This window comes from Bacillus sp. MYb209, assembly GCF_002975175.1.
Lineage (GTDB): Bacteria > Bacillota > Bacilli > Bacillales > Bacillaceae_G > Bacillus_A.
On record NZ_PCNZ01000003.1, the window covers coordinates 90039 to 114857 of the forward strand.

The following is a 24819-nucleotide window of genomic DNA, read 5'->3' on the forward strand; positions in this document are numbered from 1 at the left end:
AAATGAAAGGAAGTTATTACTTTGAGTCTACATAAACAAGGTATCAAACAAGCCAGTGAAATTGTCCATTCATTTATAAAAATAAACAAAGAAATTATAAAGTTTACTCATCAAAACGCTTCTACGTTAGGATTAACAGTTCAACAAATGGGCATCTTAAATTCAATTTATGCAACTCCCAATACTACTCTTAAAGATATCTCAGAACGCCTTTCAGTTCCTAAAAGCACAATGAGTGTAAATGTAGATGAGTTAGTTAATTTAGGATTAATTGAGCGAAAACAATCACATGAAGATCGTAGAGAAATACAATTAAAAGTAACAACACAAGGACAAGAAATATCTAAGAAATCCATTGAAAACTCTACTTCTTATAAAGCAATGGAACTAGCACTAGAACAACTGTCTGAAGAAGGTATCCAAACCTTATTACGTATCCATAATGACTTACTAAATTCTCTACAACATTTTAAATAATTCGTCTCAATCATTTTTCAAAACCAATCTGATTTTTTGTTTTTTATTTATGAAACAGCTAGCTTTTGCTAGCTGTTCTTTTTATGGTTCTCTTGAGATTAAATGACTAGAACAAGCATACCTTGTCATATGTTTTAAAAAAAGATAAGGGACGTGACAACATTGGATAACAATAACAATCAATTTGTTTTTCATACAATAAAAAGTTCGGCAATTAAAAAATTTGTAATTATCGACTTAATTACTGGAACAGGAATTTATTGGACCGTAAATTTCATCTCTTCAAGTGCATTACTTGCAATTATTAGTTGTGTTTTGGGAACAAAAAAAATAAAGAAAATGCAACAGTCTTAGAACTCCAAACAAAAATCTATCTGAACAAAATGAAATTTCTATAACAAACCGTTATGTTTCTGCTTGCAATCTTTACAGTAGTTTTTGAATTGGTGTCTTTCCTTTTTAAATGTGCCCTTATATTTCTTTAGAAACTTCATCCGACATAACTTTCACGTCAACGGTTTCAGGCATGTTCTTCATCCTATTTAATTTCTCTCATACCGTTTCCCTTCACTTGTCCACTTCTTCTTTATCTTCCCAAATCGGTATTTTTTTATTGTCCACCTCTTTTTTCGGTTGTATATCAAGGTATCTATCCAACTGGTGTAACTCTTCACCAGTTGGGCACGCTTTATTCATTAGCTGAATGACTGTAATAACAACATCTACCTTTTTGCTCGATGATATCGTCAATTTCGTATGTGACTTAAGTTCGTTATTCTTTTATTAGTCTCATATCATTCATCTACAAGGCTACCTTGATCGCCATATTTAGTGCTTTCGATTAGTTAGCGTCTTTTATATTCCACGTAATTGTGTGATATTCATTATTTTTTTCCCCTTTGCTTCACTGATTAACTGAGTGATTTCATATACACCGTATAGAATATATTCCACCAGACTTCACTCCTTGAATACTTTTCAAAAAAACAATACATACTATTTTCAAGCCGCTGTATCCACGGCTGGTACTTCTTTCTTTTGTTACAGCAGAAGCAGATAGGTTCTTCACTTATCTGCTTTCTCTGTATATTTTTAAAAACATCGTAAACACTACCTACAAGCCGTTTGAACTATCGGCTTCACTCTTCTTGTAATGGGAAAGCAAATTATCACAATTAACTAACTCATTCGACTAACTGGCAGACAACCAAAATTGTTGTCTGCTTTGTGTATGAGATTTTATATTTTATATATACTAGTTTTGAACCTGTAGACCAATACGAGCCATTTTGGTGTTTTGAATTTCCTTTCTTGGGATAAGTATATTTTACTTATCCCTTTTTTATTGCATAGATAAATACACTTAGGCTAACAATAATTACAAGCAGATTTTCTGTTTATTCGTAGTTCTAAACCAAAATATTTTTCTCCTTTAATGGACAGTAGGTACGACTGCTTGTCCTTTTTTTATTTATATTTCATACGCTTTTTTTTTTGACTGCTTCGAATCACTCTATCCTCTTCGTCGAAATAAATAGCCCTAAATAAGAATGACCAATATGCGGTACTATATCTCCATCAAATAAAACAAAGGGATTTTCCAAATAGTCGATGTTTGCAACCATATAAAATAGGCAGTTTCTGATTACCCAGAAACCGCCATACATAAAGATTTGTTAAGTATTAATTTCTTCTCATTACTAAAATGTATTATGTAACTACTAGTAGTTTATATATTTCACTGGATAATTGCTAATAAACATGTGAGAGATAAAAAAGCACACAGAGGAATATATAAAAGAGTGTCCATTTTAGCAAAAGGGGTATTCTTTTTTCGTTTGAATATTCCAAAATAGTTAAACTCACCTACTACTCTTATGAAAAAAACAATCATACAAATCCATATGGCAATTTGAATAATAACGTTTGGAACTGCAAAACTAATAACTTTTGCTTGTAGTAACAAAATTATTGCTGCCAAACTTAATAATAGTGCAATTAATAATGTCATTCCTGTACCGGGTGTAAACGTTTTTTCTCCAAATTCAGTTGGAATGGCGCTATTTGTTCCCCACTTTCCTCCGAAAGCCCAGTATACATGTAAAAAACTCACTAAGAATAATATACATACAGATATTATTGTAACAATAAGCATTTTTGCACCTCCATTATTTTGTTCAAGTCTTACTTATTAAGTATGCTACAAATTTCTTTAGAAATCTATTTTCCATTCAAAGTATTTAAGAGCTACATATAAAACCCCTTAATAATTTATCAATTCTACGATAAATCATTAAGGGGTTAACTAATTTTACTATGCATTATGCCTATTTCTTCGACGTTCCATCCTTGTTTGTCCTTGGATAGCTTCTACTTTATATTGCGGTTCTTGCTCTATCATTTGATTTGATTGAGCCGGTTCATCATAATTACGCTCATAAATTGTTTCTGGTGTTTTTTGTTTAGAAGATTTCCCACCAAACTTTAATAATTTTATCTTAAACTTTGGTAATCTAGGAATACGAATTTTAAATGTTGGCTTGTTGCGCTTCTTTTTTTGTTTAAATAAATTAGTATTTTCTTTATTAGTGTCTTTCTCTTTACGGTGTAATAACATCGCAAGTAATCCACCTAATATAAGTCCTCCAACTAAAAGGAGAATATATAAGTAATGGCTTGTCATTAAACTTGTCATACGCTCAAGTATGACTAACGACTGTACTTCTTTTATATCCCATAGTAAAGCGGCCCATAATGAGAATAAGCCCAAAGTAAGCCCGTATGTACGAAACCGGAATAAACACGGAATTAACGCAACGCAAGCGGCGATTTTCGCGTTCGCAATTATTGAACTTGTTGAAATATCCTGATTCCAAATGACTAACAGTAATGTTATAAATGGTGCATACGCTATCCAGCTACATATACGTGAGTATACCTTTTTCGCAAAGTAACTACCGAAACTAGTAAAAAATAATAGTCCTCCAATATATAAAGATTGTTCTAGAGGAATTTGCTTTATAATTCCGGCAATTGGAAAGAGGCCGCTCAGTAGCATTAATAATACATCTAATTTCTTCACAATTCCCCATTCCTTTCAAATTTCTTTTTTCAGTTTCGCAAAATATAAATTTCATATTAATTGAAAAAACTTTGTGATGCAGTTGTGATATTTCTAAAAAACATCTTAATCCCGAAAGTAAATAAAGTAAATATGAAACCGAAAATATACATGACAAATCACATCTATATTTACAATAAAAAATGACAAATCCTGCTCATTATTACTAGCAGGATTTGTATACTATTATTTATATTAATATCAATGCATCTTCTTTTTCTAAAATTATTACATCTTCATCTAATTCGTCATTGCATTCTTTAAACTCCCTTGAATCAATATCGGTAGTATAATTTTTAATTAATTTAACCATATGCATTACATGCGTATTATGAATATTTTGTTCCGAGAGCAAGGTTGATTTACAGCACATGTAATGTATCATTTTGGCGATTTCTTCTCTTTCCTCAGATTTTACACCAAACGGGATAACTTCGAGTATGTACTGCTGTACTATCCCATTACAATTTAATTCGTATGCAGCCGTGCTATAGTAAATTCCTATTTGATCTACAAATAATCTCGTTTCATCCATAACATATTCTTGGTCCCTAACAATATAGTTCGGTACATCTGAGTTAGTATTAATTCTAATTATGTTTATATCCTCTTTAAAATTTGAGAATATTTCAGGTGAAACCCCAATATTAACGCTTTCATTTTGCAATTCCTCTATCCAATATTTCCTCATATTTGCATCTACAATAAAATAAACTTCTTTATTTTGTTTATGTGCATCTTGTGAAATTTCAACTAATGTTTCTGATATAAATTGCTTAAAACGGACTCCTATATCATTCCTTTTTGATGGTTGTGGTAAAAACACTTTATTATTACCTATATTTAATAAAGTATGATCAATTGTGCCCCATTCTTCTTGACCATATAATTTATATAATATTTCTCTCCCATTTATTTTTGAAAAAATAGGTAAGAAATCATATTTAGATATTTTCTCAATTGATAAATTTACAATTATACCCGGTAATTTTATCTTATTCCAACTACGCTTTAAGAACCCCTTTTGTTCTAATAAACTAAGAATAGCATTAATAATTTCTTTTTTAGATACACTTTGTCCAATAAATAAATTAATAAATGCTGAAATACGTTGCGTTCGAGCGAATCCTTCCCGAATGATTTGCTTTGGATTAATTTTTTCTCGACCATCACAATTTTTTATTGCAATTAATGCTAATTTCAATTCATTTTGCTCACCTGCCGTAGCATGTACAGCTTTTACGACATCGTCTACTAGTTTCTTTTTGTTTTTATGGCTATATTGCATTCTATATGGATTTTGTAATAATTTTTCAATGTTGTATCTTACTATTTTTAACAACACCGGATTATCTGAATTTAATACATAGGATGAATCTCCATTTTGAGCTAAAACTATTTTGCTATCTAATAACGCTTGTTCTATCTCTATTACTATATCATCTGACCATACTTCTAACGTAATTGTGTCTAATCCCTTTGGGGCAAATAAAGGTAATAACTCATTCTCATTATTAGTTAATACTTTTTCACATTCTGGAAGTGATGTGAAATATGGGAAGCTTAGTTGGAATTCATTAAAAAGTTCCTCTTTTTCTCTTACTTTTATACCAAATTTTATTTTTGTTCCTTGAACTTTATATATATTTTCATTATATGGAAGAAGCACTCTTACATTAGTTCCTCTAATATACTTTTTCGGACATTGGAGAATGTCCTCTAATTTAACTTCTCCCCCTATCCTATAATCATCTTTTAAATTTCTAAAACGTTTAATCCACTTTATTCCTTTTTCAGCTTGTTGCACTTTTAACTTTATAAACCTTTGCTTTTTCTTATTTAATTCAAATTCAGGAGTTGAAATCAGTATTTGGCTCCGCTTTCGCCCTAAAAGTATAGGAATATCTTTATGATTATATTGTTGATAAAATCGCCTAATCCCTACGGATACTTTTAATAGCGGAATATTCTCACCTCCACGAGTTACGTATTCAAACCGATATACATAAGCGAAATAATCATGTGTTTCTTCATCTATAATTGGCTCAGACATCGCTTCAGAAACATGTTGTGATCGCAGTGGCGAAAAATATATTTCTTCCTCATTCTTATTTTCCATACGTAAAGGCTGCTCGCAAAAAATATGAGTAATTAGAGCTGGTACCCATTTAGAAAACGTTTTTTTATCATGTAATACTGGTAAATTACTAATTAAATCATACTGCCATTCTAAATGTGGTGGATCTATTAATTTATTCGGTTTCCAATCATGAATAACCTCATACCAGCTTTGGAAAATATAGTCTAACTGTTCTTGTCTCATTGGTTCCTTAGCCACAATCCAAGGTGTATCTTCCTTTAATATATATGGATTATGCTGAATGAATAATATATCAGAAAACATATCATACAATCTTTCATTTACAAGTTTTAATTTGCTCGTTAATAAAAATGTTCTATAATGTATCTCTACAATCTCAAGCCATTCAATAGGAAAGTAAATATACGATACTTTCTCATTATAGAGGGGTTCTACTATATTTTTAAATGTTAATAACCGTAATTTTTCCATATTATTAATACTTCCTCTCTTAATTTATATTGATCATGAATAATACTAGAAAAGATACCAATTTTTTTAAGCATAAACGAATCAAATTTAAACCAAGCATATTTTAGGAAATAATTAAATTAAATTATACAAATAATACATTACAGAAACTAAATTAATAAAAAGTTACTATTAACATATAACTACCTCCTTATGTCACTTTATATATTATGAAATTATTATAATACATTATTGTATTTTATATCTATATTTTACAAAATATTTACAGAAATTAAATATAATAAAAGGTAACGCCTCTTTATATAGCGATACCTTTTATATACTCTTTATTAAATAATACCTTTAACTTCTTCATTCACCGGCCATTTTTCTAATGTATATGCCATTTCCCAAAATAAATATTCATATTGACTACTAAAAATAAAATGTTGTCTCATACGATTACGGTCTGCCTCTGTTACTTTTTCAGCAATAGTATCTAATCGTGTGATTTGCTCTTCTACTAGAGTACGGAACCAATCCGATCCATATGCAGAAATCCATTCTTGATAAATTGGCTCTTCTGGTTGACATTCTTTTAATCGTTCACCGATTTCATAATATAACCAATAACAAGGTAAAATAGCCGCAATAATATCTCCTAAATGCCCTTCATAAGCTGCACGATACATATGAGATGTATATGCATATGCAGTTGGCGCAGGAATAAAATTATCTTTTTCTTCTTTCGTAATCCCTAATTTCTTTGCGAAATTCTCATGTAATGACAACTCAGCTTCATACGTATTTTGTGCATGATGCGCCATACGGGCCGTCGTTTCTAATTCAGGAGCCTTTGCAGCACCTAACGTTTGTACTCTAGCAAAATGACTTAAATAATATGAATCTTGAAGCACATAATAACGGAAACTAGCTAAATCTAACGTTCCTTCGCCAAGTTTTTTTACAAAAGGGTGATTGAAACTCGCTTCCCAAATTGAATCTACTTCTTTACGTAATGATTGTGAAAAAGTCATTTAAATCCCTCCAATAATTTATAAAATATAAGTATTTATCCACATTTATTAAAGCTATAAAATAAAAAAACTTTCTTTACAGGCGTAAAGAAAGTGAAATAGACAATATTAATTTATGCATTAAATATCATGTCTCCCCCACTTTCCTACGCTGGCATTAACCAGATCAGGTATTAAGAGTCTCAAAATTACATTTGATCTCAGCCTATAAAAGGCCCCCCTAGTGGATAAATATTTAGTTGTCGTATTGTAATTATCATAGCATACTTCGTGGAACTATCAAAAGTTTTAATTGTACAATTATCTTAAAAACCTTCGTCTTTCCTTACTTTTAAAGAAGTTTCAATTATCATATCCAATAGTTTGCTATAACTAATTCCCGCTGCTTCCGCACTTTTTGGCAGTAAACTTGATTGTGTCATCCCTGGTAATGTATTAACTTCCATTACATATGGAATTCCGTCCTTCACCATCATATCAACCCTTGCATAAACACTACATTTTAATGCTTTATAACAAGCCAGTGACGCTTTATTTACACGTTCCTTTATTTCAGCTAGAAGTTCGATAACTTCTTCAACTGTACTAGCATCATCATATTTTGCATTGTAGTCAAAGAACACAGCAGCATGTCGAATCGAAATGATAGGTAACTGTTGACCATCAAAAATTGAACATGTAATCTCGTCACCTTTTATATACTTCTCAATTACTACTTCAGAATCCCATTCGAATACAGTTTCCAGCATAGAGATTAATTCATTTTTATCATAGACAATCTTAACTCCAACACTTGAGCCGCCAGAGTTTGGTTTTACCACTAACGGAAATCCTAATTTATCTAACTCCTCAAGCTTTAGATCCTCCATTTTTGTAAGTTCAATCCAATCTGGTGTTTCTACTCCTTCATAACGCAAAATCTTTTTCGAAAGATTTTTGTCCATACATATACCGCTAGATAACATATTGCTGCCGCTATAAGGAATACCTAAACTTTCAAGTGTTCCTTGAACTGTACCATCTTCTCCGTATTTTCCGTGTAATGCTAGCAGTGCAAAATCAATGTCTTTCGCTTTTTCGATTAAATCCATTTTTTCATTTAACGTAATTGGAACTATTTCATACTTACTCTTATCTAAATGTGCAATCATTTCATTCCCAGTCATAATTGATACTTGTTTTTCAGAGGATACTCCTCCCATAATAACGCCAATTCTCATTTTCTCAACTCCAAGTTTCATTTTTTAATGTTTCACCAATTATTTGAATCCCGCTAACAATTTCCTTTTCTTTCAAACGTGAAAATCCTAATCGGAATGTGTTCGCTCCTCCTCCATCAGAGTAAAAAACATCTCCAGGAGAAAACGTAACTCCTTTCTCATAACACTTTTGTAAAAGTGTGCGGGCTTGAATTTTTTCTTCCAACTCTATAAACAAATGAAGTCCACCATCTCCAGTCATTCTTTTAAACGGAATGTACTGATTACATGCCCCAACAGCTAACTCATATTTTTTCTTATAAACAGATCTTGCTTTTTTTAAATATTTTTCAAAATATCCTTCATGTAAATATTGAAACAGAACAGCTTGATCTAACGTAGAAGTGTGAATCGTTCTTGCTCTTTTTACACTTTCTAAATAATGTATCAGTTCTTTATCTGCAATGATCCAACCTACACGTAAACCAGGGAAAAGTACCTTTGAAAAGCTACTAATATAAATCACATTATTACCGGCCCCAGCAAAAGTTAATAATGGCGCTAAATGTGAACCTGAATAACGTAATTCCTCATTAAATCCGTCTTCTATAATAGGAACTTTATATTTTGAAAATAATCTCATCAATTCCGTTCTTTTCTCCGAACTCGTAACAATACCGGTTGGATTATGATAAGAAGGGATTAAATACGCGAAATCAAAATCCTTTTCACGCAAACTTTTTTCTACTTCATTCGTATCAATACCATCATCATTCATATTAATTCCCTGAACTTCAAGTCCATGTAAACGAAAAAGCTTCAATGCAGCATGGTGAGTGGGATTCTCACAAATAACACGCCCTGATTTCTTCGATAAAGAAGATAATACAATATCTAATCCTTCTGTAAATCCATTTGTAATTAGAATATCTTTGTTCGCAATATCTACACCTTTCATTTCCATGTAATGAAGTAAATAATTCATTAACGGTCTATAACCTTTTGCATATCCGTAGTTCAATACTATATCCCCTTCAATGGACATGCGAGTAAGAAAAGCTCTTTTGAAATTTTCAACATCAAATAGCTTTTCATCCGGAGCTATACTATTAAAAACAATCATTCCTTTTTCCCAGCGAACACCATGTTTCATTAAATCTAATTCATCCGCTAATGCGGTAACTGTATTGAGTTTATTTTTCCAATCTATTTCAACAGACGAAGTGTTACTTATATCCACCTTCGCAACAAAATTTCCTTTTCCTTTAACTGCATAAATTAATCCTTCTTGTTCTAAATCCGCATAAGCAGCGAGTACGGTATTTCTGCTCACAGATAGTAATTCACTCAGTTCTCGGGTTGATGGGATTTTTTGGTTCCCTAACAAATGCCCTTTCATAATCATCTTTTTCAAATAATCCTTTAATTGAATATAAACGGGACGATCTTTTACAACTTTAAAATCCTTAAACAATTCCTTACCCCCTGCAATTATTTTTGCATATTTATTTCATTCTCAAAAGGTCCACCACATATGTATTTTTTATGAATAGCGGTACGGTTATAAAGCCTATAAATCCTTTCGATATAAATTGATTACATCTTTTAAAGCAGCGGCCGCTGCCCCTCGTGGATTAGAAGCTCCACCAATTGTAGTAACTTGACCCATTGAATCTGTAAAAAACGTAATTCCTTTTTCTGTCCCATTTACTTTTGCTAACGGATGATCTTTATCTATTTCATTCGGTTCAACATTAAGGTTCACATTGCCATCCTCATCTTTATACGCTGATGCAATTAATTTAATAGATTTATTTTGTTCCTTTACATTTTGAATTTGTTGTGCTGTAACGTGCTCTATTCCGTTTATTTGTATATCTTTTAGTGAATAATCTGTTCCCATTAAACTATTCGTCAAAAGTAATAATTTACAAGCGCTATCCATCCCGCTTATATCTAATAACGGGTTTGTCTCGGCAATCCCTTTATTTTGTGCTTCTTGCAACGCTTCTTCAAACGTTTTATCTTCTTCATACATCCTTGTTAGAATATAATTTGTTGTCCCGTTTAATATCCCTTCTATTTTTTCAATATTGCAACCTGCTAAACTAAATTGCCCAATGTCTAGTGTCGGTAGTGCCGCTGCAGTGGCACCACTATATCGAATTCGTACATTCGCCATTTTTGCTGCTTCATTTATTTCTCTCCAGTTTGTAACAAGGGCACCTTTAGAAATTGCAACTATATCCATATGTTTCTCAATCGCTTGTTTTATATATTGTTTTCCTGGATTTCCATCTTTAAGATTTGTAACTGTTGATTCTACTAATACATTACCACTTATCTTATTTGTTGCGCGTTCCTTCGGATGATGTTCTATATATTTTTCAATTGCAGCAGTACCACCACCATACATCAATAAATGATGAATAGATAAACCTTCCTCATTATGTATTGCAATATTTCTACCTAATACGCCACTTACAACTAAATGAATTCCATATGTTTCATATATATATAAATATTTTTCGTTTAATAATTTTATAAACTCTCTTCCTACTGTCCCATATCCTGATAATACAACTTGAATTTTCATAATATCCCCCCATATTTTTCTACCAAATCCCTCTTTCAATATAATATAAAGCGCCCTCGAATTCCATCGAGAGCGCTTTATTATTATCTATTTCGGTAACCGTGATAATTTTTCTGCAATTGTTCTATAAAACTCTTGAATATTAGAAAATCCTAACGTGTCTGAAACGCTTAATCCTACCATATCGAGGTGGTCCCAATTTGCTTTCGTTTCGATATGATTCCATTTTCCAATCTGTAATGACTCATTATCATTTGCAGCAATATTAGACGAAGGCGCAATCATAGAATTTGTATTTACTACACCGTCATTTTGCCACCAAGAAGTATCTATTAATGGTCGATTTTCTTCATATCTTGCAAAGGAACCTAAGAAGAATGCATTACCCATTAACACTTTATTCATCGTTATATGAGGTAAATGTAAACCTGTTATAGGTGCTGCTTGCGATGCATGTCCACTATAGGATAAGTAATATACATCCGATTGCGTCTTTACCCAATTATTTAACTCTTTTGCACCATCAGTACTTAAATCCCATTGACTTATATCTTTTGTATTTTTCCAAATTGAACTATTTAGAATACGATCACTATATTGGAAAAAGGACTCTCCAGCATTCTTTTTTATACCCCATTGTTCCAATTTAAAATCATATAATGATAAATTATTGTTTCCTCCTAAACTTGCAGCTGTAATGAGTAAATCTTTAACAAACGGCAACAGAAGACTTCCGTCCGCAAGTGTTGTACCATTGTGAGGAGTTGCTAAAGTTGTAACACTATGAACATATGATTTACCACCCTCAAATAGCGGTGATATATTTATGTTCGGATGATTTTTCACATAATTCTTTTCTTCAAAACTTCCTTCCTTTAATAGCTGCACTAATGTTCTTGTCGTTTGTCCACCCATGCTATGTCCAACTAAATGAACTTTATTTGTTTCACTCCAATTTGGTGCAAAACCATTGTAAGTTCTGCCAAAACGATTATGTCCATGTTTCTCAGCATGTGCGGCACCGTAGTCTACTGTTCCACCGTTAATTTGCGCATATAATTCACAGGCCCGGTCCCAGTTACTAGAAACAGGCCCAACAGCAGCTGTATGTACTGTGTAACCATTTCTTTTTAAATCTTCCTGTATATCATGAACACCACCCCAATATTTAACCCCTAGCATTTCCTCTCTACCCCATCCAGCAAATCCATTCACTAAAATGATCTGATAATTATTTTGTTGTCTCTCTTCAGCGTAAGTTGTTTTCGCTGCGAATGAACAAGCGGTCACTAACGCAAAAAAACATATTTTTAAATATAATTTCCCCATACTTTCTCCCCCTAATAAAACGTTTACATTTTTCTATGAAAAAGATTTACACAATTAGTTATTAACTTAAACATAATGTAAAGTATTTTATATACGTTGTATATATAGAAAACATACACAAATGTTGATAAATATTAATTCAAGTTAGTATTTACTTTTTACAATACAACTTGTAAATCTGATTATTTGAATTTATAATTAAATATAGTTTCCTCATGTTAACTGGATTTAGAAATCATAAGAAAACTAATTTCATTGCTTGAAAAGGAGGAAAAAAGCATGCAAATCGGATTAAACATTCATACATTATCTCAACCTACTAAAATTACTCCTTCTAGTCTTGAGCATAATACTATCTCTTCTACTAAACTTGAAGATAAGAAATCAAATGATCCAATCAAATTTGATATTCGTTCATCTGAAAAAGAAATGAAACAACCTGAGCATAAATTTAACGAATTAGATTTATGGAAGATGTTGAAAGATAAAGGTGTTCCTTTATGGATCATACTTGAAATGCTACAAAAATCCCGTAAAGAAAAGGAAGCTCAAAATAGTTCGGTTCAAAGTTCAAATGTGATTGAAGAAACGAGCGAGACTCGATTAAATGAAGTAATGTAAAACATATTTTCTAATTGCTCTATAACTAAAAAGAGTTCGAGGTTGATAAAGTTTCTATCAACTTCGAACTCTTTTTTAAGATTTTTCTCCAATCGTTACAAACTGAACTGATATTTCCCCTTTAAAACCTTCAATTAACTTTTCTACTTTTACATTTTCATTAATCAATGTATTATCTGTTGACATTTTAGGTTTTTCATCACCTAGAGATTTTTTTAGATGAAGAAGTTGCATTTTCGTTTCATTTACTTTTATTTCTTTATATACACTATTTTTCGCTACAATCACATACCATTGCGTTGGATATTTACGATTATTACCTATCCAAGTGTCACTATCATATGTAACAGGAATCTCTTTTCCTTCTAATTCAATACTTTTCATAGCCTTTTCTTCTTCATTTGCAAACAAAAGCGAACCTTCTTTTGGGAATTTCGGTAACGTATCTATAGGTCTAAAATTGGATCCATTTTCTCGTTTACGAAAAACCTGTGCTTTAATTAATGCTTGTGCTGTAGATTCATTTAAAATTAACACCTGTCCTTTTCCATATTTACCTGTTTTCACAGAAAATACTTCATTTTCTTTCGTAATTTCCTGATAACGATTAATAATTGGTGAAGTTTTATTTTCATCTCCAATGATTAATACACCGTTTGCAGGAAATGGGTTGTCCTTATTAGAGCATGCACTAAAGCTTATTAAAAGTAGTATAGTTAACATTGAAATAGTTAAAGTTCTTTTCATCACAGTTCCTTTCATAATTCAATTCATTTTTTACATACTTTTGTGTAATCTTACTAGCTGATATACTCTATTGCTCCATAGTTTTATAAAGCTTTTGCAAGTAACGCCAACGGGTTATAAAGAAATATAAAACTTGTATACATATAAATGAAATTAAAATAACGATAGAGCTATTTAAAATAGAAAAATCGACTAATTGTTGTAATGCCGTATAAGCAACTACAGTATGAATCACTGCAACGATAATCGGTAAGAAAAACATTAATAATAACTGTCTCGTTACAACTTTTTTTAACTCTCGTTTACTTAATCCCATTTTCGAAATCATTTTATATTGCTGTTGATCGCGGTCCAAATCCGTATATAGTCGGAAATAAATAAAACTAGCAGCAAATGTAAAGAAGACGATTCCAACTAAAACACTTGCCATAAGTAATAATCCATTTGTTTGTTTTGCCTCTAACAACTTTAATGTTAAAGCTTGAAAATAGAAATCACCTTCACTAGCATTTTCACTGAATATACTATTTAATTGATTCGAAATCTCTTTCGTCTGTATCCAATCATCTACAACAAATCCGTACGTACGATTTTGACCAACTATATCATCTTGATTAACATTAAAAGGAATTCCATCATATACATGATCTTGAACAGCGATATATATACTACTAGAATCATGTGGTAAAACTAAATTTTCTAAAGCTTTTTTCACATGAAACGTCTTTGTCCAATCTCCTTGAATGACTTCTATATTCTTTTTATAATCCCCATTTTTAAATTCTTGTTTTTGTGATACGACTCCAGGGATTAATAAAATTTCATCTTCTTTTTCAATCGTTTCTTGTTGATATCCAAGCGCTCTCGCAAGTTCGTTATATTCACTCAATTTCATTACAAATACGTTACTTTCTGTATATATATATGAAGTTGAAGCCATTCGATATGAAATATTCGCATCAGACAGGTGTTTTTTTATAATAGAGAGATGTTTCTCTACCATTTTGTCTTTTTCAGAACCTATATATAGAAATGTATACGGATTTGTCATTCTTACCAATTCTTGATTTCCAAGAGCGGCTGTTGTACCAATTGCTGTAAATGCAACTGCTGAAATAATAGATACTATAAAAAACATCGTTGCATTATCTTTCATACGATAAATCAATTCTGAAAATGTTAGTATATTTGTTCTTTTTAAAAAGAAAGATTCACTTCTTTTCGCAAGATACAATATATAAACGCTACATTGCGTATATAAAAAGTACGTCCCTATAATTACTAAAAGTACACCGGTTCCAAGCAAAATAAAACTATGACTTGAAATAAAACGGAATACTGAAAAATACCCAAACCCTATACTAATTAAAGAAAGTAGCGATAATAAAATGGAAGCTTTCGGTTCTGGCTTTGGCTTTTCCTCTGCTTGTATAAGTTCCACCAGTTCTGTTACTTTTATCATTTTAAATGTAACTAGCGAAACAATTAAAAATAAGAAAAAAAATGTGATGACTGTTAATAATACAGCCTGCACTGGTATATAAAAAGGTAAGCCATTACTAATCGTTAATACACTTGCACTTATCAACAAAACTAGTTTAGAAAATATGAGGCCTATGAGAATGCCTATACAAATTGAACCAAATCCAATTAACATATTTTCAATCAATAATAATTTTTTAAGCTGTCTCATTGACATACCTTGCATCATTAATATGCCAAATTCTTTCTTACGCGTTTTTAAGAATGAACTTACTGAATATAGAATGAAGAAAAATGAAAATATAAAAATCAAACCTTGCGAAATTGTAAATCCCATTGTACCCAATGCACTTATTGTTGCACTTGTCGATTTTAACTCGCCTTGTAAATCAGGGTGAAATAATAAAAGAGCATACGTAAAGAAAATCATAATAGAAAATGCACTACTTAAAAAGTGAGCAGCATACGTACGCTTATTACGAAAAATATTATTAAATGCGAACTGACGAAAAGTCATGCCTTTTCCCCCCTAACAAAGAAAGGACATCCATAATCTTTTGATAAAATGCTTGCCTGCTTTCACCACAATAAATTTCGTTATATAGTTGACCATCTTTAATAAATATGACTCTGCTGCAAAAACTCGCAGCATACGGATCGTGTGTAACTAACATCATTGTTGCCTTTTCTTCCTTATTAAGAGTATCTAACATCTCCATTACATCATTTGAAGATTTAGAGTCTAGGTTCCCTGTCGGTTCATCTGCAAGTAATAATTGCGGCTTATGAACGATTGCACGAGCGATTGCCGTTCTTTGAGCTTGCCCCCCTGATATTTCAAACGTTCTTTTACTCAATATATCTGTAATATTTAATTTATCTGCAACTTCTTCCACTCGTTTGTTCATTTCTTGTACAGAAACACCATCTAATGTCATTGGCAATACAATGTTTTCTTTTACTGTAAGTGTGCTGAGAAGATTAAATGATTGAAAAACAAATCCTAATTTTTTTCTACGGAATAAAGCTAATTCTTCTGATGTCAACTGGAAAGGATTTGTACCATTTATTAATATTTCTCCCGATGTTGGAGAATCGATAGTAGATACCATATTTAATAACGTTGTTTTCCCACTTCCAGATGGCCCCATAATCCCTACAAATTCACCTTCTTGAATTGATAAATCAATATCTACCAATGCTTTAAAAGGTATTTTTCCTTTATATACTTTACTAATACTTTTTGCATGTAAAATTTCCATTTATATTCTCCCTTCATTTGCACTGCTCACTACAAAGTGTAAAGGAATTGTCTTACAGCTCATATTGATTCATCTTTCATTTATCTTACACGCTTGTAAGATTTCTAAAAAAACAGACAATACATCTATAACCAATACCTATTTATCTTATATTATTTGTAAAGTAGTATGAAATACAACGCTACTTATTTCTAATATTCATGACCTTATTAATTAAATGAATTTCTCGTTTAGAATATGTGTGGACTGAAGTGATGTTTAGCGTCATTAATAGTGGCAATTGTTTTATCCCTTACATTCTTTATTAGCAAAGTGTGAAAGATTATAAAGAATAAATATATAACTTCAAAGCGGTGAATTACAACGTATAATTTATAAGTTAAATCAAACAGTAAATAGAACGTAAAAAGCTTAGAGTTTTAGCCCTAAGCTTTCTTTTTTTATAATGATTCTATTAGAGAAGCATTTTTTATCCACTCTGATTTGCTCAATATATAATGGTTATATAGTTGATTTTCTATCGTCTGTTGACTCAGATAAGTAAACCCACATTTTTCAATTACTTTATTTGATGATATGTTGTTGATTAAAGCAATTGCATTTAGGACATCTAAAGTTGTATTTTTGAACAAATAGTCAATCAACCCTTTAGTCGCTTTCGTAGCGTAACCATTATTTTGATACTCGCTTGAAATAGCATACATAATTTCTCTGTTCGGTGAAGGGAGTTCTTCTTTAATGCCCGTACAGCACCATCCAATAAATTCATTAGTATCTTTTATAAATACTCCTAGTTTTAAAAAATGACCATCTATGTTTGATGAATTTGTAGCAGCATCAAGAAATACTTTATTTGCTGGTATTTCATAATTTGTAACCCAATTAACTCGTTGTTCTTTCGTTGATTTCCAGTCTGGCAAAAACTTTTCTATTTCTGGTTGATTCGATATTTTATAAATACTCTCCGCATCTTTCATGGAAAATTCTTGTAAGTAAATATCACCACAATCTAGTCTAAATAACTTAGTCGAATTTTCTTCTCCCATGATAATCCCCCTTAATCACGTTTAAAAATCAGTAATTATACATACCTCCTAGCTAGAGGTACTCATAATCACATTAAAGTGCCTTTATCTGCTTCGTAAGTTCTTTAAATCGTTCGTCAAGTTCGTTATAGTCTTTGTCGTTAGAAGTTAAAAAGCTTAATTTACCTAATACTTCTTGTCTCTCTGTTTCTAACGTTAAACGTAGCTCTTCAATATCATCTCTTGTTTTAATAGACTCTTCTAGCTGCTTTTGTATCGTATTATTTGAAAACACAAGTTTCGTGTTAGTTGTTTTCTCCAAAAAATATCGATCATGAGAAACTATAACTAGTGTTCCATTATACTCAGCTAATGTATTTTCAAGCTGTTCCCTTGAAGGTAAGTCTAGATGGTTTGTCGGTTCATCTAAAATAAGAACATCTTTTTCTTCTAAAATATACGTCATTAGCTTACACTTCACTCGTTCTCCCATACTCATATGCTCAATCGGCTCTTTCCATTGAGAAGCTTGAAACCCTAAATGTTTCATTAAATTTTGGACTTTTCCTCTTTCTTCAAATGTCTCTTTAAAAAACAAATCTTCTGGTGTTTTATCAAGTGGTAAATCAAATACTTCTTGTGTTAAATAACAGATGTTTGCAGATGGTGAAATCCATATTTCTCCTTGAACAGTTTCTGTTCCCATAATCATCTTCAATAAGGTCGTTTTCCCGCAACCGTTCGGTCCAACAATCGCAACTTTCTCACCGTGCTGAATTGTAAAATTAACGTTTTCAAATAATGTTTTTCCATGAAAGTCTTTTTTTAATTGCTTTACTTCTAAAAAGCGTTTTCCTACTTTTTTATTCGCTTGAATAGAGAACTCAACTGAATACTCTTCTTTCACACGTTCTACTTTCTTTTTCTCAAGCTCTTTTTCGAGGCGTTTTCGTTTCGACTTAACTTGCGCATCCATTCGCTTCGCTTTCACACGATAAAATTCTTTAACTCCTTCTTGTTTTGTAGACTGTGCATGTGCCTTTTGTGACCATGAACTTAATTCGTTTATTTGTGATTCTACTTGTTCTATCTTTTTTTGCTGTTTTTCATATTCACGCTGCTGCGTCATTCTTTTTTGCTCACGTGCTTTCATATAACTCGTATAATTACCAGTATGCTCAATTAATTTTTTATCCTCAATTGACCATATTTTTGTTGCGACAACATCTAAAAAATATCGATCATGTGATACAACGATAACAGTACCTTTCATATTTTTTATTTGTTTAATGAGAAATTCCGTACTCATCTCATCTAAATGATTTGTCGGTTCGTCTAATATTAAGACATTAGGATTTTCGGAAAATCCTTTTGCTAATCGAATTTTCAGCTTTTCACCACCACTTAAAGTATGAAAATCGTTCGTTGGCACGCCCCATTTCGCAAGAAGTTCTGCTTCTTTTGCAATCACATCATTACTAATAAAGGATTCTATTTCTTGTTCAACATATGCCGTTGTCATATTCATTTGCTGCCATTCAACAGTACCTTTTGATGGCTCAATCTTCCCATTAATTAATTGAAGCAATGTTGATTTACCGGCACCATTTTTACCAATTAATCCGATAACATCCCCTTGTTTTACTGTAACATTCATTTTCTCTACCAAAGTATTTTCCATTATTTCAACATAAACATCATTTAATTTTAAAAGTTCTTTCATATTACCGATCCCTTTCATTAAGGGAGAACAAAAAAATCCTCCCAAAGTAATTTTGGCAGGATTAGTCGTTACATTATTTATACCCAAATAAGCTATTACGCAAAACAAATAGCAATACCGTTGAATGGAATTGGGCAGACTAATCCTATTTTTTATAAATTGAAATTTATTGAATTTCAACATTTAAAAATAAGATTAGTTAATCATCGTCCACCCATCATTCCTTTCCGTCGTTAGTAACCATATTGTACCATGGTAGTACTGTATGAGTAAATGCAATTATATGTGCAGTTAAAAAAATTGCTTTCTTTTAGGTCTATTTATCCTGCTATTTGCGGACAGTAAGACTCCCACCTCAAAATCCAGCTGGAGCAAAGAAGTTAGGTGGGAGATAAACTGCCCGTAAACGCCCGATTGGTGAGGGCTAATAATCAGTGGGGGATGAACAAAACCCCCACTGATTATAGTTTCACTTTATCATTTCTGCACTTCATATCGATCAATCACAAACAACATTTGTTGTACTACTGGCTTTATATTTCCCTTGTAGTACACTTCTAAGCACTCCCCCTTATATAATTTTTATATAAATTTATCATTAATTATATATTATACATATTACATTTCCGTTCTTATAATAAAGATATCATTTCTAAGGGGGGATTTTACAATGGAATTTAGCAAACTAGGAAACAGTGGTTTAACAGTAAGTAAGATTGCATACGGGAACTGGATTAACCATGGCGGAAAAGTAAACGAAGATACTGCAAATGATTGTGTGAAAGCCGCACTAGATGTTGGAATTACAACGTTCGATACTGCTGATGTTTATTCGGACACTATAGCCGAGGAAGTACTTGGCCGATCTTTGCAAGGTATACGCCGAGAAAGTATAGAACTATGTACAAAAGTATGCCATCCGACTGGACCCGGAAAAAATGATAGAGGCTTATCACGAAAGCATATTTTAGAAAATTGTAATGCATCTTTACACAGATTGCAGACAGACTACATCGATGTCTATTATGCACATAGATTTGATACAACAACTCCTCTTGAGGAAACAATGTTAGCTTTCTCAGATCTTGTAAGACAAGGTAAAGTCCTTTATATTGGCGTAAGTGAGTGGACATCGGAACAAATTACACGTGGTGCAGCACTTGCTCGAGAATTGAGCATTCCACTTATCGCTAGCCAACCTCAATACTCGATGTTGTGGCGAGTTATTGAAACTGATGTGATACCAACATGTCAACGTGAGGGACTTGGTCAAATCGTATGGTCCCCCCTTGCACAAGGTATTCTCACAGGAAAATATCAACCTGGTAAACCAATACCGACTCAATCACGTGCTAACTCCGATGCTGGTAAACCATTTTTCCACAAACTCGTGCAACGTTGGATGAGTGATGATGTACTCACTGCAATTCAGAAACTTAATCCTATCGCGCAGGAAACTAATCTTACCCTATCTCAACTCGCAGTTGCTTGGGTACTACAAAATCCAGCTGTTTCCTCTGCAATTATTGGCGCATCAAATCCGGAGCAAATAAGAGAAAACGTAATTGCTTCTAGTGTTAAATTGCAACCTGAAATTATGGATCAGATTGATAATGTACTAAAAGGTTTCGTTGAGTATGATCCGAGCAAAACAGGTTGAATCATCAGTGAATTTATTAATAAAAACCACGAAATATCTTTGTAGTCTAAGTTTAAAATAAAAATAGAAGTTTTCCTTTACAAGTTCCCGATGCCCATCCTTTCAAGATGGGCTTTTACTCTTTAAATTCAAATTGTGAAGTCTTATAAACCTCTCTAACAACTGTTAAGAAGTTCTCTAACACTACAGACTTTTCATCTTGTCTCCATCCAACATATAAATTTATTTTCGGTGTATTATCTTGAATTTCTTTATATATGACTCCCGATTTTTTATAACTTTTCACTGATGATGGAACGACAGAAATCCCCATTCCTGCTGCAACTAAATTCACAATCGTTTGCATTTGAATCGCTTCTTGAACAATATTTAAACTTACCCCATGTTCCCAAAAGTAGCTAATAATTAAATCATAAAAGTTTGTACCGAAATGACGGGGAAATAAAATAAATGGTTCATCAACTAATGATTTGATTGAAATTTTATGTAACGAAACTAAAGGATGATTTTCATGCAAAACTAATTTTAAACATTCCTCAGAACAAACTTCGGAAACTAATATTTCATTATTCTGCTTGGAACGGATAAATCCAATATGAATTTGTTTTTCATAGAGTGCTTTTATTTGCTGGTCTGTTGTCATCTCACGTAATATGAGCTGAATTTTAGGAAACCGTTCTCGAAATGTTTTTAATATGTCTATAACGGTTTCTGTAGAATCGACAAAACCGATGATTAAATGTCCTATCTTCCCTTCATCCGCAAGCTGTGTTTCTTTAATGGTTCTATCTACTAGAAGCAACGTTTGCCGTGCACCTTCTAAGAATATTTTTCCAGCATCGGTAAGTTCAACCATTCTTTTCGTTCGATGAAAAAGTTGAACTCCTAATTCTTCTTCTAATTTACGAATTTCTTGGCTTAAAGGGGGCTGTGCCATCATAAGACGTTCTGCTGCACGACTAAAGTTTAATTCTTCTGCCACCGTTATGAAATATCTCATTTTTCGAATATCCATTTCAATACACCCCTTTCATTAATCAATAAAAAAATATTCTCTTTTATTACAAAAAAACCTTAATGTATCTAGTATTACTTTTATCTTTAACAAAATTGTTTTGCTTCTCTTATGTAAATAACCTTTCATTCTGGAATTTTATCAAGGGTACAAAACAAGGCTAAAAAACTTATTTCAAAAGTTCTTTAGCCTTGTTTACTTTTTACACATTACAAAATTTAATTCGTACAACGGTACCTTTACCAACTTCTGAATGGACTTCTACACTATGTCCTAATTGTTTCGTAATTTCATATACAAGATATAGTCCCATTCCAGTTGATTCTTTAAAATCTCTACCGTTTTCTCCTGTAAAGAAAGGTTTAAATACTCTTGGCAAATCTTGCTTCGGTATCCCTACGCCACTATCAATAATTTCAAGTACAACTGTATTACCTTCCTTACATGCTTTCACTTTAATCTTTTCTCTACTACCTGATGAATATTTAATCGCATTCGATATAATTTGTCCAATTAAAAATTGTAACCATTTCGCATCACTTTCTACAGTAATATCCTTATCAATTTCAAGCTCTGGATATACAAAATTCCGGATAAAGAAGCGTTTATGTTCATGCACGGAATGATTTACTATTTTATGTAGTTGTACTCTTTCTACATAAAAATCTTGTGTAAATGCTTCTAAACGCGCGACATAGAGGGCCATCTCTAACCCCTTTTTCAACCTATCTGTTTCCTCATTAATACTTTCAAAACGCGAATCCACTTCATCTTGTGTAATTAATTCTATTACAGATAGAGGTGTTTTCATTTGATGAATCCACTGATTCATAAAGGTTAAATGATCATTATTTTTTCTCTCTTGTAATTGCAGTTGATTTTGATAATGACGATATTGCGCTTCGAGCAAATCTTGGAGAGCAGTTGATAAAACTGCAAAATCAGATTTTTGAACAGATTCATCCAAAGATTGCATTGGGTTTGCTAAACGCTCATAAAAAGAACGATGTGTAAAATAACGAAATACTAAATAACTTACCATAAAAAAAGCACCTAAAAACATTGCATATAATGCCGTTGTAATATGATTATGCCCATCAAACCAATAAACAAGGAATATGGCTAGTAGTTGGAACACTGTAAAACAAATAAGTGGTATATGATCACGTATAAACAGCCTTATCATTTTTCTATACCATTATCCCAAGTAATATGTAATCTATATCCAACACTACGAATCGTTTCAATCGCTCCTTCAATATGTAATGTTTTTAACTTTTTACGCACACGTGTTGTATTTACACTTAATGTATTATCATCAACATAGGATTCACTATCCCATAATTTATTTAATAACACTTCTCTGCTCACAACACGCGGATAATTTTTCATTAACATTTCTAATAAAATGGCTTCGTTTCTCGTAATATCAATCTCTTGATTCCTCAGTTTTAATACAAGTCTTTCGGGATATAAACAAAGACCTTGTTGCTCAACCATTCGTTCTTCTAGTTTCGGTGCATAATCTCCGTAAGCACGTCTTAAATGACTACGAATTTTCGCCATTACAACCTCATAATGGAAAGGCTTCGGAATAAAATCATCGCCACCATTTTCTAACGCCATAACTTGATCCATCGTGCCTTCACGAGCCGAAATAAATAAAATCGGACATGTGGAGACCGCACGGATTTGACGACACCAATAGTACCCATCAAAACTCGGTAAATTGATATCTAATAAAACTAACTCTGGTTGTTCCTCTAAAAATGTGTCTAATACATTTTGAAAATCCGATACAATAATTCCTTGGTAACCGTATTTCGCAACATATGTTGATAATAACTCTGCAATTTTCATATCATCTTCTACAATCATAATTTTAACCATTTGTTAACTCCTTTTCGATCTACAATCTCATATACAATTATATAAAATAAATACTACCTCTTTTCATTAAATCCGTAAATTAAAAAAGGATGCTTTTATACAAAAGTATCCTTCTTCTATTTTTTCTTATTTAATATTAAATTCCCTCAAAGTAAATCCAAGTTTCTCCACATAATCCATTCCTAGTTCCATCCGCGCCGTTTTCAGTGGATCCACAACTTGACAAACTTTTAAATTACCTGCTGCTGATAATAAAAGAGTTGCATCAGCTTTAGGCATTTCTAATTCTTCATGTAAAAATGTCACCATATTATGTACAGCACGATTCACTGCATCATCTAACAATTTCTCTGAAGCAATAGTCATCATTTTTTCTTTTTGGATAGCCATCGGTAGTGGCCATTGCTTTCCTTTTATAATTTGAACTGTTACGGTTACTTCCCCAGCGACTTCTACTCCACTTACACCAATTTCACCGTCACCCATCGCAGCATGTAAATCACCTAACGCTAATAGTGCCCCAGGGACATTGACTGGTAATAGTAATGTTGTTCCTTCTTTTATCTCTTTACAATCCATATTCCCGCCATGATCATGCGGCGTACCACATGAAATACTGTCTTCTTTAGGGGCCGTGCCAATGACACCAATCATTGGATTAATTGGTATTTGTAGTTCATCCGAAAATATTACATGTTCATTTTGGATTGGAACAATTTTCACTGTATTTTCATTTAGCTCATTACCCATTACACCAAGGTTCGCTCCTGTAGTTAAAACACCCTGCTCTGAAATTTTAATCTTTTCAATCATTACGACTAATATATCACCAGGTTCTGCCCCTTTAATATATACAGGTCCAGTCGCTGGATTAATTCGATTCCAATCGAGTTCTTGAAATACGACATTTTCCGAGTCAATTTGATTTTCAAAGCAGTCGTACGTTTCAAATACAATCCGACTCCCAGTGTCTACTTCTATACATGGCTCATTATTTGGTGACATTGCATAAATGCTATGTTCTTTATGAATACGATACATACTACCTCTCCCTTTTCATTATTATCTTCTATAGCTAATTAGC

Annotated in this window: 22 protein-coding genes and 1 riboswitch; of the genes, 4 read left to right on the top strand and 18 right to left on the bottom strand. The window is 32.2% G+C overall.

All coding sequences use genetic code 11. The features are described 5' to 3' along the window. The first annotated feature begins 21 nt into the window (after positions 1 to 21). Positions 22 to 477 (top strand): MarR family winged helix-turn-helix transcriptional regulator, encoded by a 456-nt coding sequence (locus tag CQZ94_RS07395; RefSeq protein WP_105584851.1) that lies wholly within the window; start codon positions 22 to 24, stop codon positions 475 to 477. Between the two features lie 162 nt (positions 478 to 639). Continuing rightward, the gene (locus CQZ94_RS31655; RefSeq protein ID WP_000369808.1) at positions 640 to 831 is read left to right on the top strand and encodes a hypothetical protein; all 192 of its coding nucleotides are present in this window, start codon (positions 640 to 642) and stop codon (positions 829 to 831) included. A 213-nt stretch (positions 832 to 1044) separates the two neighbouring features. Here the strand turns inward: CQZ94_RS31655 and CQZ94_RS30845 are convergent, their stop codons facing one another. The 9 genes from CQZ94_RS30845 to CQZ94_RS07440 all read right to left on the bottom strand — a co-directional run bounded on the left by CQZ94_RS30845 (position 1045) and on the right by CQZ94_RS07440 (position 12310). Then, on the bottom strand, positions 1045 to 1227 hold the full coding sequence (locus CQZ94_RS30845; RefSeq protein ID WP_142395773.1) for a hypothetical protein: 183 nt from the start codon (positions 1225 to 1227) through the stop codon (positions 1045 to 1047). 988 nt (positions 1228 to 2215) lie between these two features. After that, complete coding sequence (locus tag CQZ94_RS07405) at positions 2216 to 2632, bottom strand: DUF3995 domain-containing protein (RefSeq protein WP_105584852.1); 417 nt, start codon at positions 2630 to 2632, stop codon at positions 2216 to 2218. Positions 2633 to 2791: 159 nt separating this feature from the next. Continuing rightward, positions 2792 to 3559 (bottom strand): DUF3959 family protein, encoded by a 768-nt coding sequence (locus CQZ94_RS07410; protein ID WP_105584853.1) that lies wholly within the window; start codon positions 3557 to 3559, stop codon positions 2792 to 2794. A gap of 229 nt (positions 3560 to 3788) precedes the next feature. Beyond that, entirely contained in the window at positions 3789 to 6170 is a 2382-nt protein-coding gene (locus CQZ94_RS07415; protein WP_105584854.1) for a pPIWI_RE module domain-containing protein, read from the bottom strand. 329 nt (positions 6171 to 6499) lie between these two features. Beyond that, positions 6500 to 7186 (bottom strand): thiaminase II, encoded by a 687-nt coding sequence (tenA, locus tag CQZ94_RS07420; protein ID WP_105584855.1) that lies wholly within the window; start codon positions 7184 to 7186, stop codon positions 6500 to 6502. Between the two features lie 126 nt (positions 7187 to 7312). Continuing rightward, positions 7313 to 7418: riboswitch (TPP riboswitch) on the bottom strand. A 73-nt stretch (positions 7419 to 7491) separates the two neighbouring features. Further along, a complete protein-coding gene (locus tag CQZ94_RS07425; protein ID WP_105585135.1) occupies positions 7492 to 8406 on the bottom strand; it encodes a D-alanine--D-alanine ligase in 915 nt (304 codons plus the stop codon). 4 nt (positions 8407 to 8410) lie between these two features. Next, positions 8411 to 9859 carry a MocR-like pyridoxine biosynthesis transcription factor PdxR gene (pdxR, locus tag CQZ94_RS07430; RefSeq protein ID WP_105584856.1) on the bottom strand — a complete coding sequence of 483 codons (1449 nt, stop codon included), beginning with the start codon at positions 9857 to 9859 and terminating at the stop codon, positions 8411 to 8413. A 96-nt stretch (positions 9860 to 9955) separates the two neighbouring features. Next, on the bottom strand, positions 9956 to 10981 hold the full coding sequence (locus CQZ94_RS07435) for a homoserine dehydrogenase (RefSeq protein ID WP_105584857.1): 1026 nt from the start codon (positions 10979 to 10981) through the stop codon (positions 9956 to 9958). 87 nt (positions 10982 to 11068) lie between these two features. Then, positions 11069 to 12310 carry an esterase/lipase family protein gene (locus CQZ94_RS07440; RefSeq protein WP_105584858.1) on the bottom strand — a complete coding sequence of 414 codons (1242 nt, stop codon included), beginning with the start codon at positions 12308 to 12310 and terminating at the stop codon, positions 11069 to 11071. Positions 12311 to 12589: 279 nt separating this feature from the next. On the opposite strand from CQZ94_RS07440, the gene CQZ94_RS07445 reads away from it, so the two are divergent. After that, positions 12590 to 12931, top strand: coding sequence for a DUF3914 domain-containing protein (locus CQZ94_RS07445; protein WP_105584859.1), 342 nt, complete (start codon positions 12590 to 12592; stop codon positions 12929 to 12931). A 75-nt stretch (positions 12932 to 13006) separates the two neighbouring features. On the opposite strand, the gene CQZ94_RS07450 is transcribed toward CQZ94_RS07445, so the two are convergent. From CQZ94_RS07450 to abc-f, 5 genes are all read right to left on the bottom strand, one after another. Beyond that, positions 13007 to 13678 (bottom strand): lipoprotein BA_5634 family protein, encoded by a 672-nt coding sequence (locus tag CQZ94_RS07450; RefSeq protein WP_142395775.1) that lies wholly within the window; start codon positions 13676 to 13678, stop codon positions 13007 to 13009. 67 nt (positions 13679 to 13745) lie between these two features. After that, a complete protein-coding gene (locus CQZ94_RS07455) occupies positions 13746 to 15677 on the bottom strand; it encodes an FtsX-like permease family protein (protein WP_105584861.1) in 1932 nt (643 codons plus the stop codon). Then, complete coding sequence (locus tag CQZ94_RS07460) at positions 15652 to 16422, bottom strand: ABC transporter ATP-binding protein (protein WP_105584862.1); 771 nt, start codon at positions 16420 to 16422, stop codon at positions 15652 to 15654. Before CQZ94_RS07460 ends, CQZ94_RS07455 begins: the two co-directional genes overlap by 26 nt. A 440-nt stretch (positions 16423 to 16862) precedes the next feature. Continuing rightward, positions 16863 to 17468, bottom strand: coding sequence for a GNAT family N-acetyltransferase (locus CQZ94_RS07465; RefSeq protein WP_105584863.1), 606 nt, complete (start codon positions 17466 to 17468; stop codon positions 16863 to 16865). 73 nt (positions 17469 to 17541) lie between these two features. Then, positions 17542 to 19170, bottom strand: coding sequence for a ribosomal protection-like ABC-F family protein (gene abc-f / locus CQZ94_RS07470; protein WP_105585136.1), 1629 nt, complete (start codon positions 19168 to 19170; stop codon positions 17542 to 17544). A 670-nt stretch (positions 19171 to 19840) separates the two neighbouring features. On the opposite strand from abc-f, the gene CQZ94_RS07475 reads away from it, so the two are divergent. Next, positions 19841 to 20830 carry an aldo/keto reductase family protein gene (locus tag CQZ94_RS07475; RefSeq protein WP_105584864.1) on the top strand — a complete coding sequence of 330 codons (990 nt, stop codon included), beginning with the start codon at positions 19841 to 19843 and terminating at the stop codon, positions 20828 to 20830. Between the two features lie 115 nt (positions 20831 to 20945). Here CQZ94_RS07475 and CQZ94_RS07480 read toward each other — a convergent pair whose 3' ends face one another. The 4 genes from CQZ94_RS07480 to CQZ94_RS07495 form a co-directional block, all read right to left on the bottom strand. After that, entirely contained in the window at positions 20946 to 21845 is a 900-nt protein-coding gene (locus CQZ94_RS07480; RefSeq protein WP_105584865.1) for a LysR substrate-binding domain-containing protein, read from the bottom strand. A 202-nt stretch (positions 21846 to 22047) separates the two neighbouring features. Continuing rightward, positions 22048 to 23031, bottom strand: a complete 984-nt coding sequence (locus tag CQZ94_RS07485) for a sensor histidine kinase (RefSeq protein ID WP_105584866.1) — start codon at positions 23029 to 23031, stop codon at positions 22048 to 22050. Then, on the bottom strand, positions 23028 to 23735 hold the full coding sequence (locus CQZ94_RS07490; RefSeq protein ID WP_105584867.1) for a response regulator transcription factor: 708 nt from the start codon (positions 23733 to 23735) through the stop codon (positions 23028 to 23030). Before CQZ94_RS07490 ends, CQZ94_RS07485 begins: the two co-directional genes overlap by 4 nt. Before the next feature lie 126 nt (positions 23736 to 23861). Beyond that, positions 23862 to 24776, bottom strand: a complete 915-nt coding sequence (locus tag CQZ94_RS07495; protein WP_105584868.1) for an acetamidase/formamidase family protein — start codon at positions 24774 to 24776, stop codon at positions 23862 to 23864. Positions 24777 to 24819: the final 43 nt, after the last annotated feature.

Excerpts from the sequence above, each read along its gene's own strand:
- CQZ94_RS07405 (WP_105584852.1), bottom strand. The coding sequence starts at position 2,632 with ATGCTTATTGTTACAATAATATCTGTATGTATATTATTCTTAGTGAGT.
- CQZ94_RS07415 (WP_105584854.1), bottom strand. The coding sequence starts at position 6,170 with ATGGAAAAATTACGGTTATTAACATTTAAAAATATAGTAGAACCCCTC.
- tenA (WP_105584855.1), bottom strand. The coding sequence starts at position 7,186 with ATGACTTTTTCACAATCATTACGTAAAGAAGTAGATTCAATTTGGGAA.
- CQZ94_RS07425 (WP_105585135.1), bottom strand. The coding sequence starts at position 8,406 with ATGAGAATTGGCGTTATTATGGGAGGAGTATCCTCTGAAAAACAAGTA.
- CQZ94_RS07435 (WP_105584857.1), bottom strand. The coding sequence starts at position 10,981 with ATGAAAATTCAAGTTGTATTATCAGGATATGGGACAGTAGGAAGAGAG.
- CQZ94_RS07440 (WP_105584858.1), bottom strand. The coding sequence starts at position 12,310 with ATGGGGAAATTATATTTAAAAATATGTTTTTTTGCGTTAGTGACCGCT.
- CQZ94_RS07445 (WP_105584859.1), top strand. The coding sequence starts at position 12,590 with ATGCAAATCGGATTAAACATTCATACATTATCTCAACCTACTAAAATT.
- CQZ94_RS07450 (WP_142395775.1), bottom strand. The coding sequence starts at position 13,678 with ATGAAAAGAACTTTAACTATTTCAATGTTAACTATACTACTTTTAATA.
- CQZ94_RS07455 (WP_105584861.1), bottom strand. The coding sequence starts at position 15,677 with ATGACTTTTCGTCAGTTCGCATTTAATAATATTTTTCGTAATAAGCGT.
- CQZ94_RS07460 (WP_105584862.1), bottom strand. The coding sequence starts at position 16,422 with ATGGAAATTTTACATGCAAAAAGTATTAGTAAAGTATATAAAGGAAAA.
- CQZ94_RS07465 (WP_105584863.1), bottom strand. The coding sequence starts at position 17,468 with ATGGGAGAAGAAAATTCGACTAAGTTATTTAGACTAGATTGTGGTGAT.
- abc-f (WP_105585136.1), bottom strand. The coding sequence starts at position 19,170 with ATGAAAGAACTTTTAAAATTAAATGATGTTTATGTTGAAATAATGGAA.
- CQZ94_RS07475 (WP_105584864.1), top strand. The coding sequence starts at position 19,841 with ATGGAATTTAGCAAACTAGGAAACAGTGGTTTAACAGTAAGTAAGATT.
- CQZ94_RS07480 (WP_105584865.1), bottom strand. The coding sequence starts at position 21,845 with ATGGATATTCGAAAAATGAGATATTTCATAACGGTGGCAGAAGAATTA.
- CQZ94_RS07485 (WP_105584866.1), bottom strand. The coding sequence starts at position 23,031 with ATGATAAGGCTGTTTATACGTGATCATATACCACTTATTTGTTTTACA.
- CQZ94_RS07490 (WP_105584867.1), bottom strand. The coding sequence starts at position 23,735 with ATGGTTAAAATTATGATTGTAGAAGATGATATGAAAATTGCAGAGTTA.
- CQZ94_RS07495 (WP_105584868.1), bottom strand. The coding sequence starts at position 24,776 with ATGTATCGTATTCATAAAGAACATAGCATTTATGCAATGTCACCAAAT.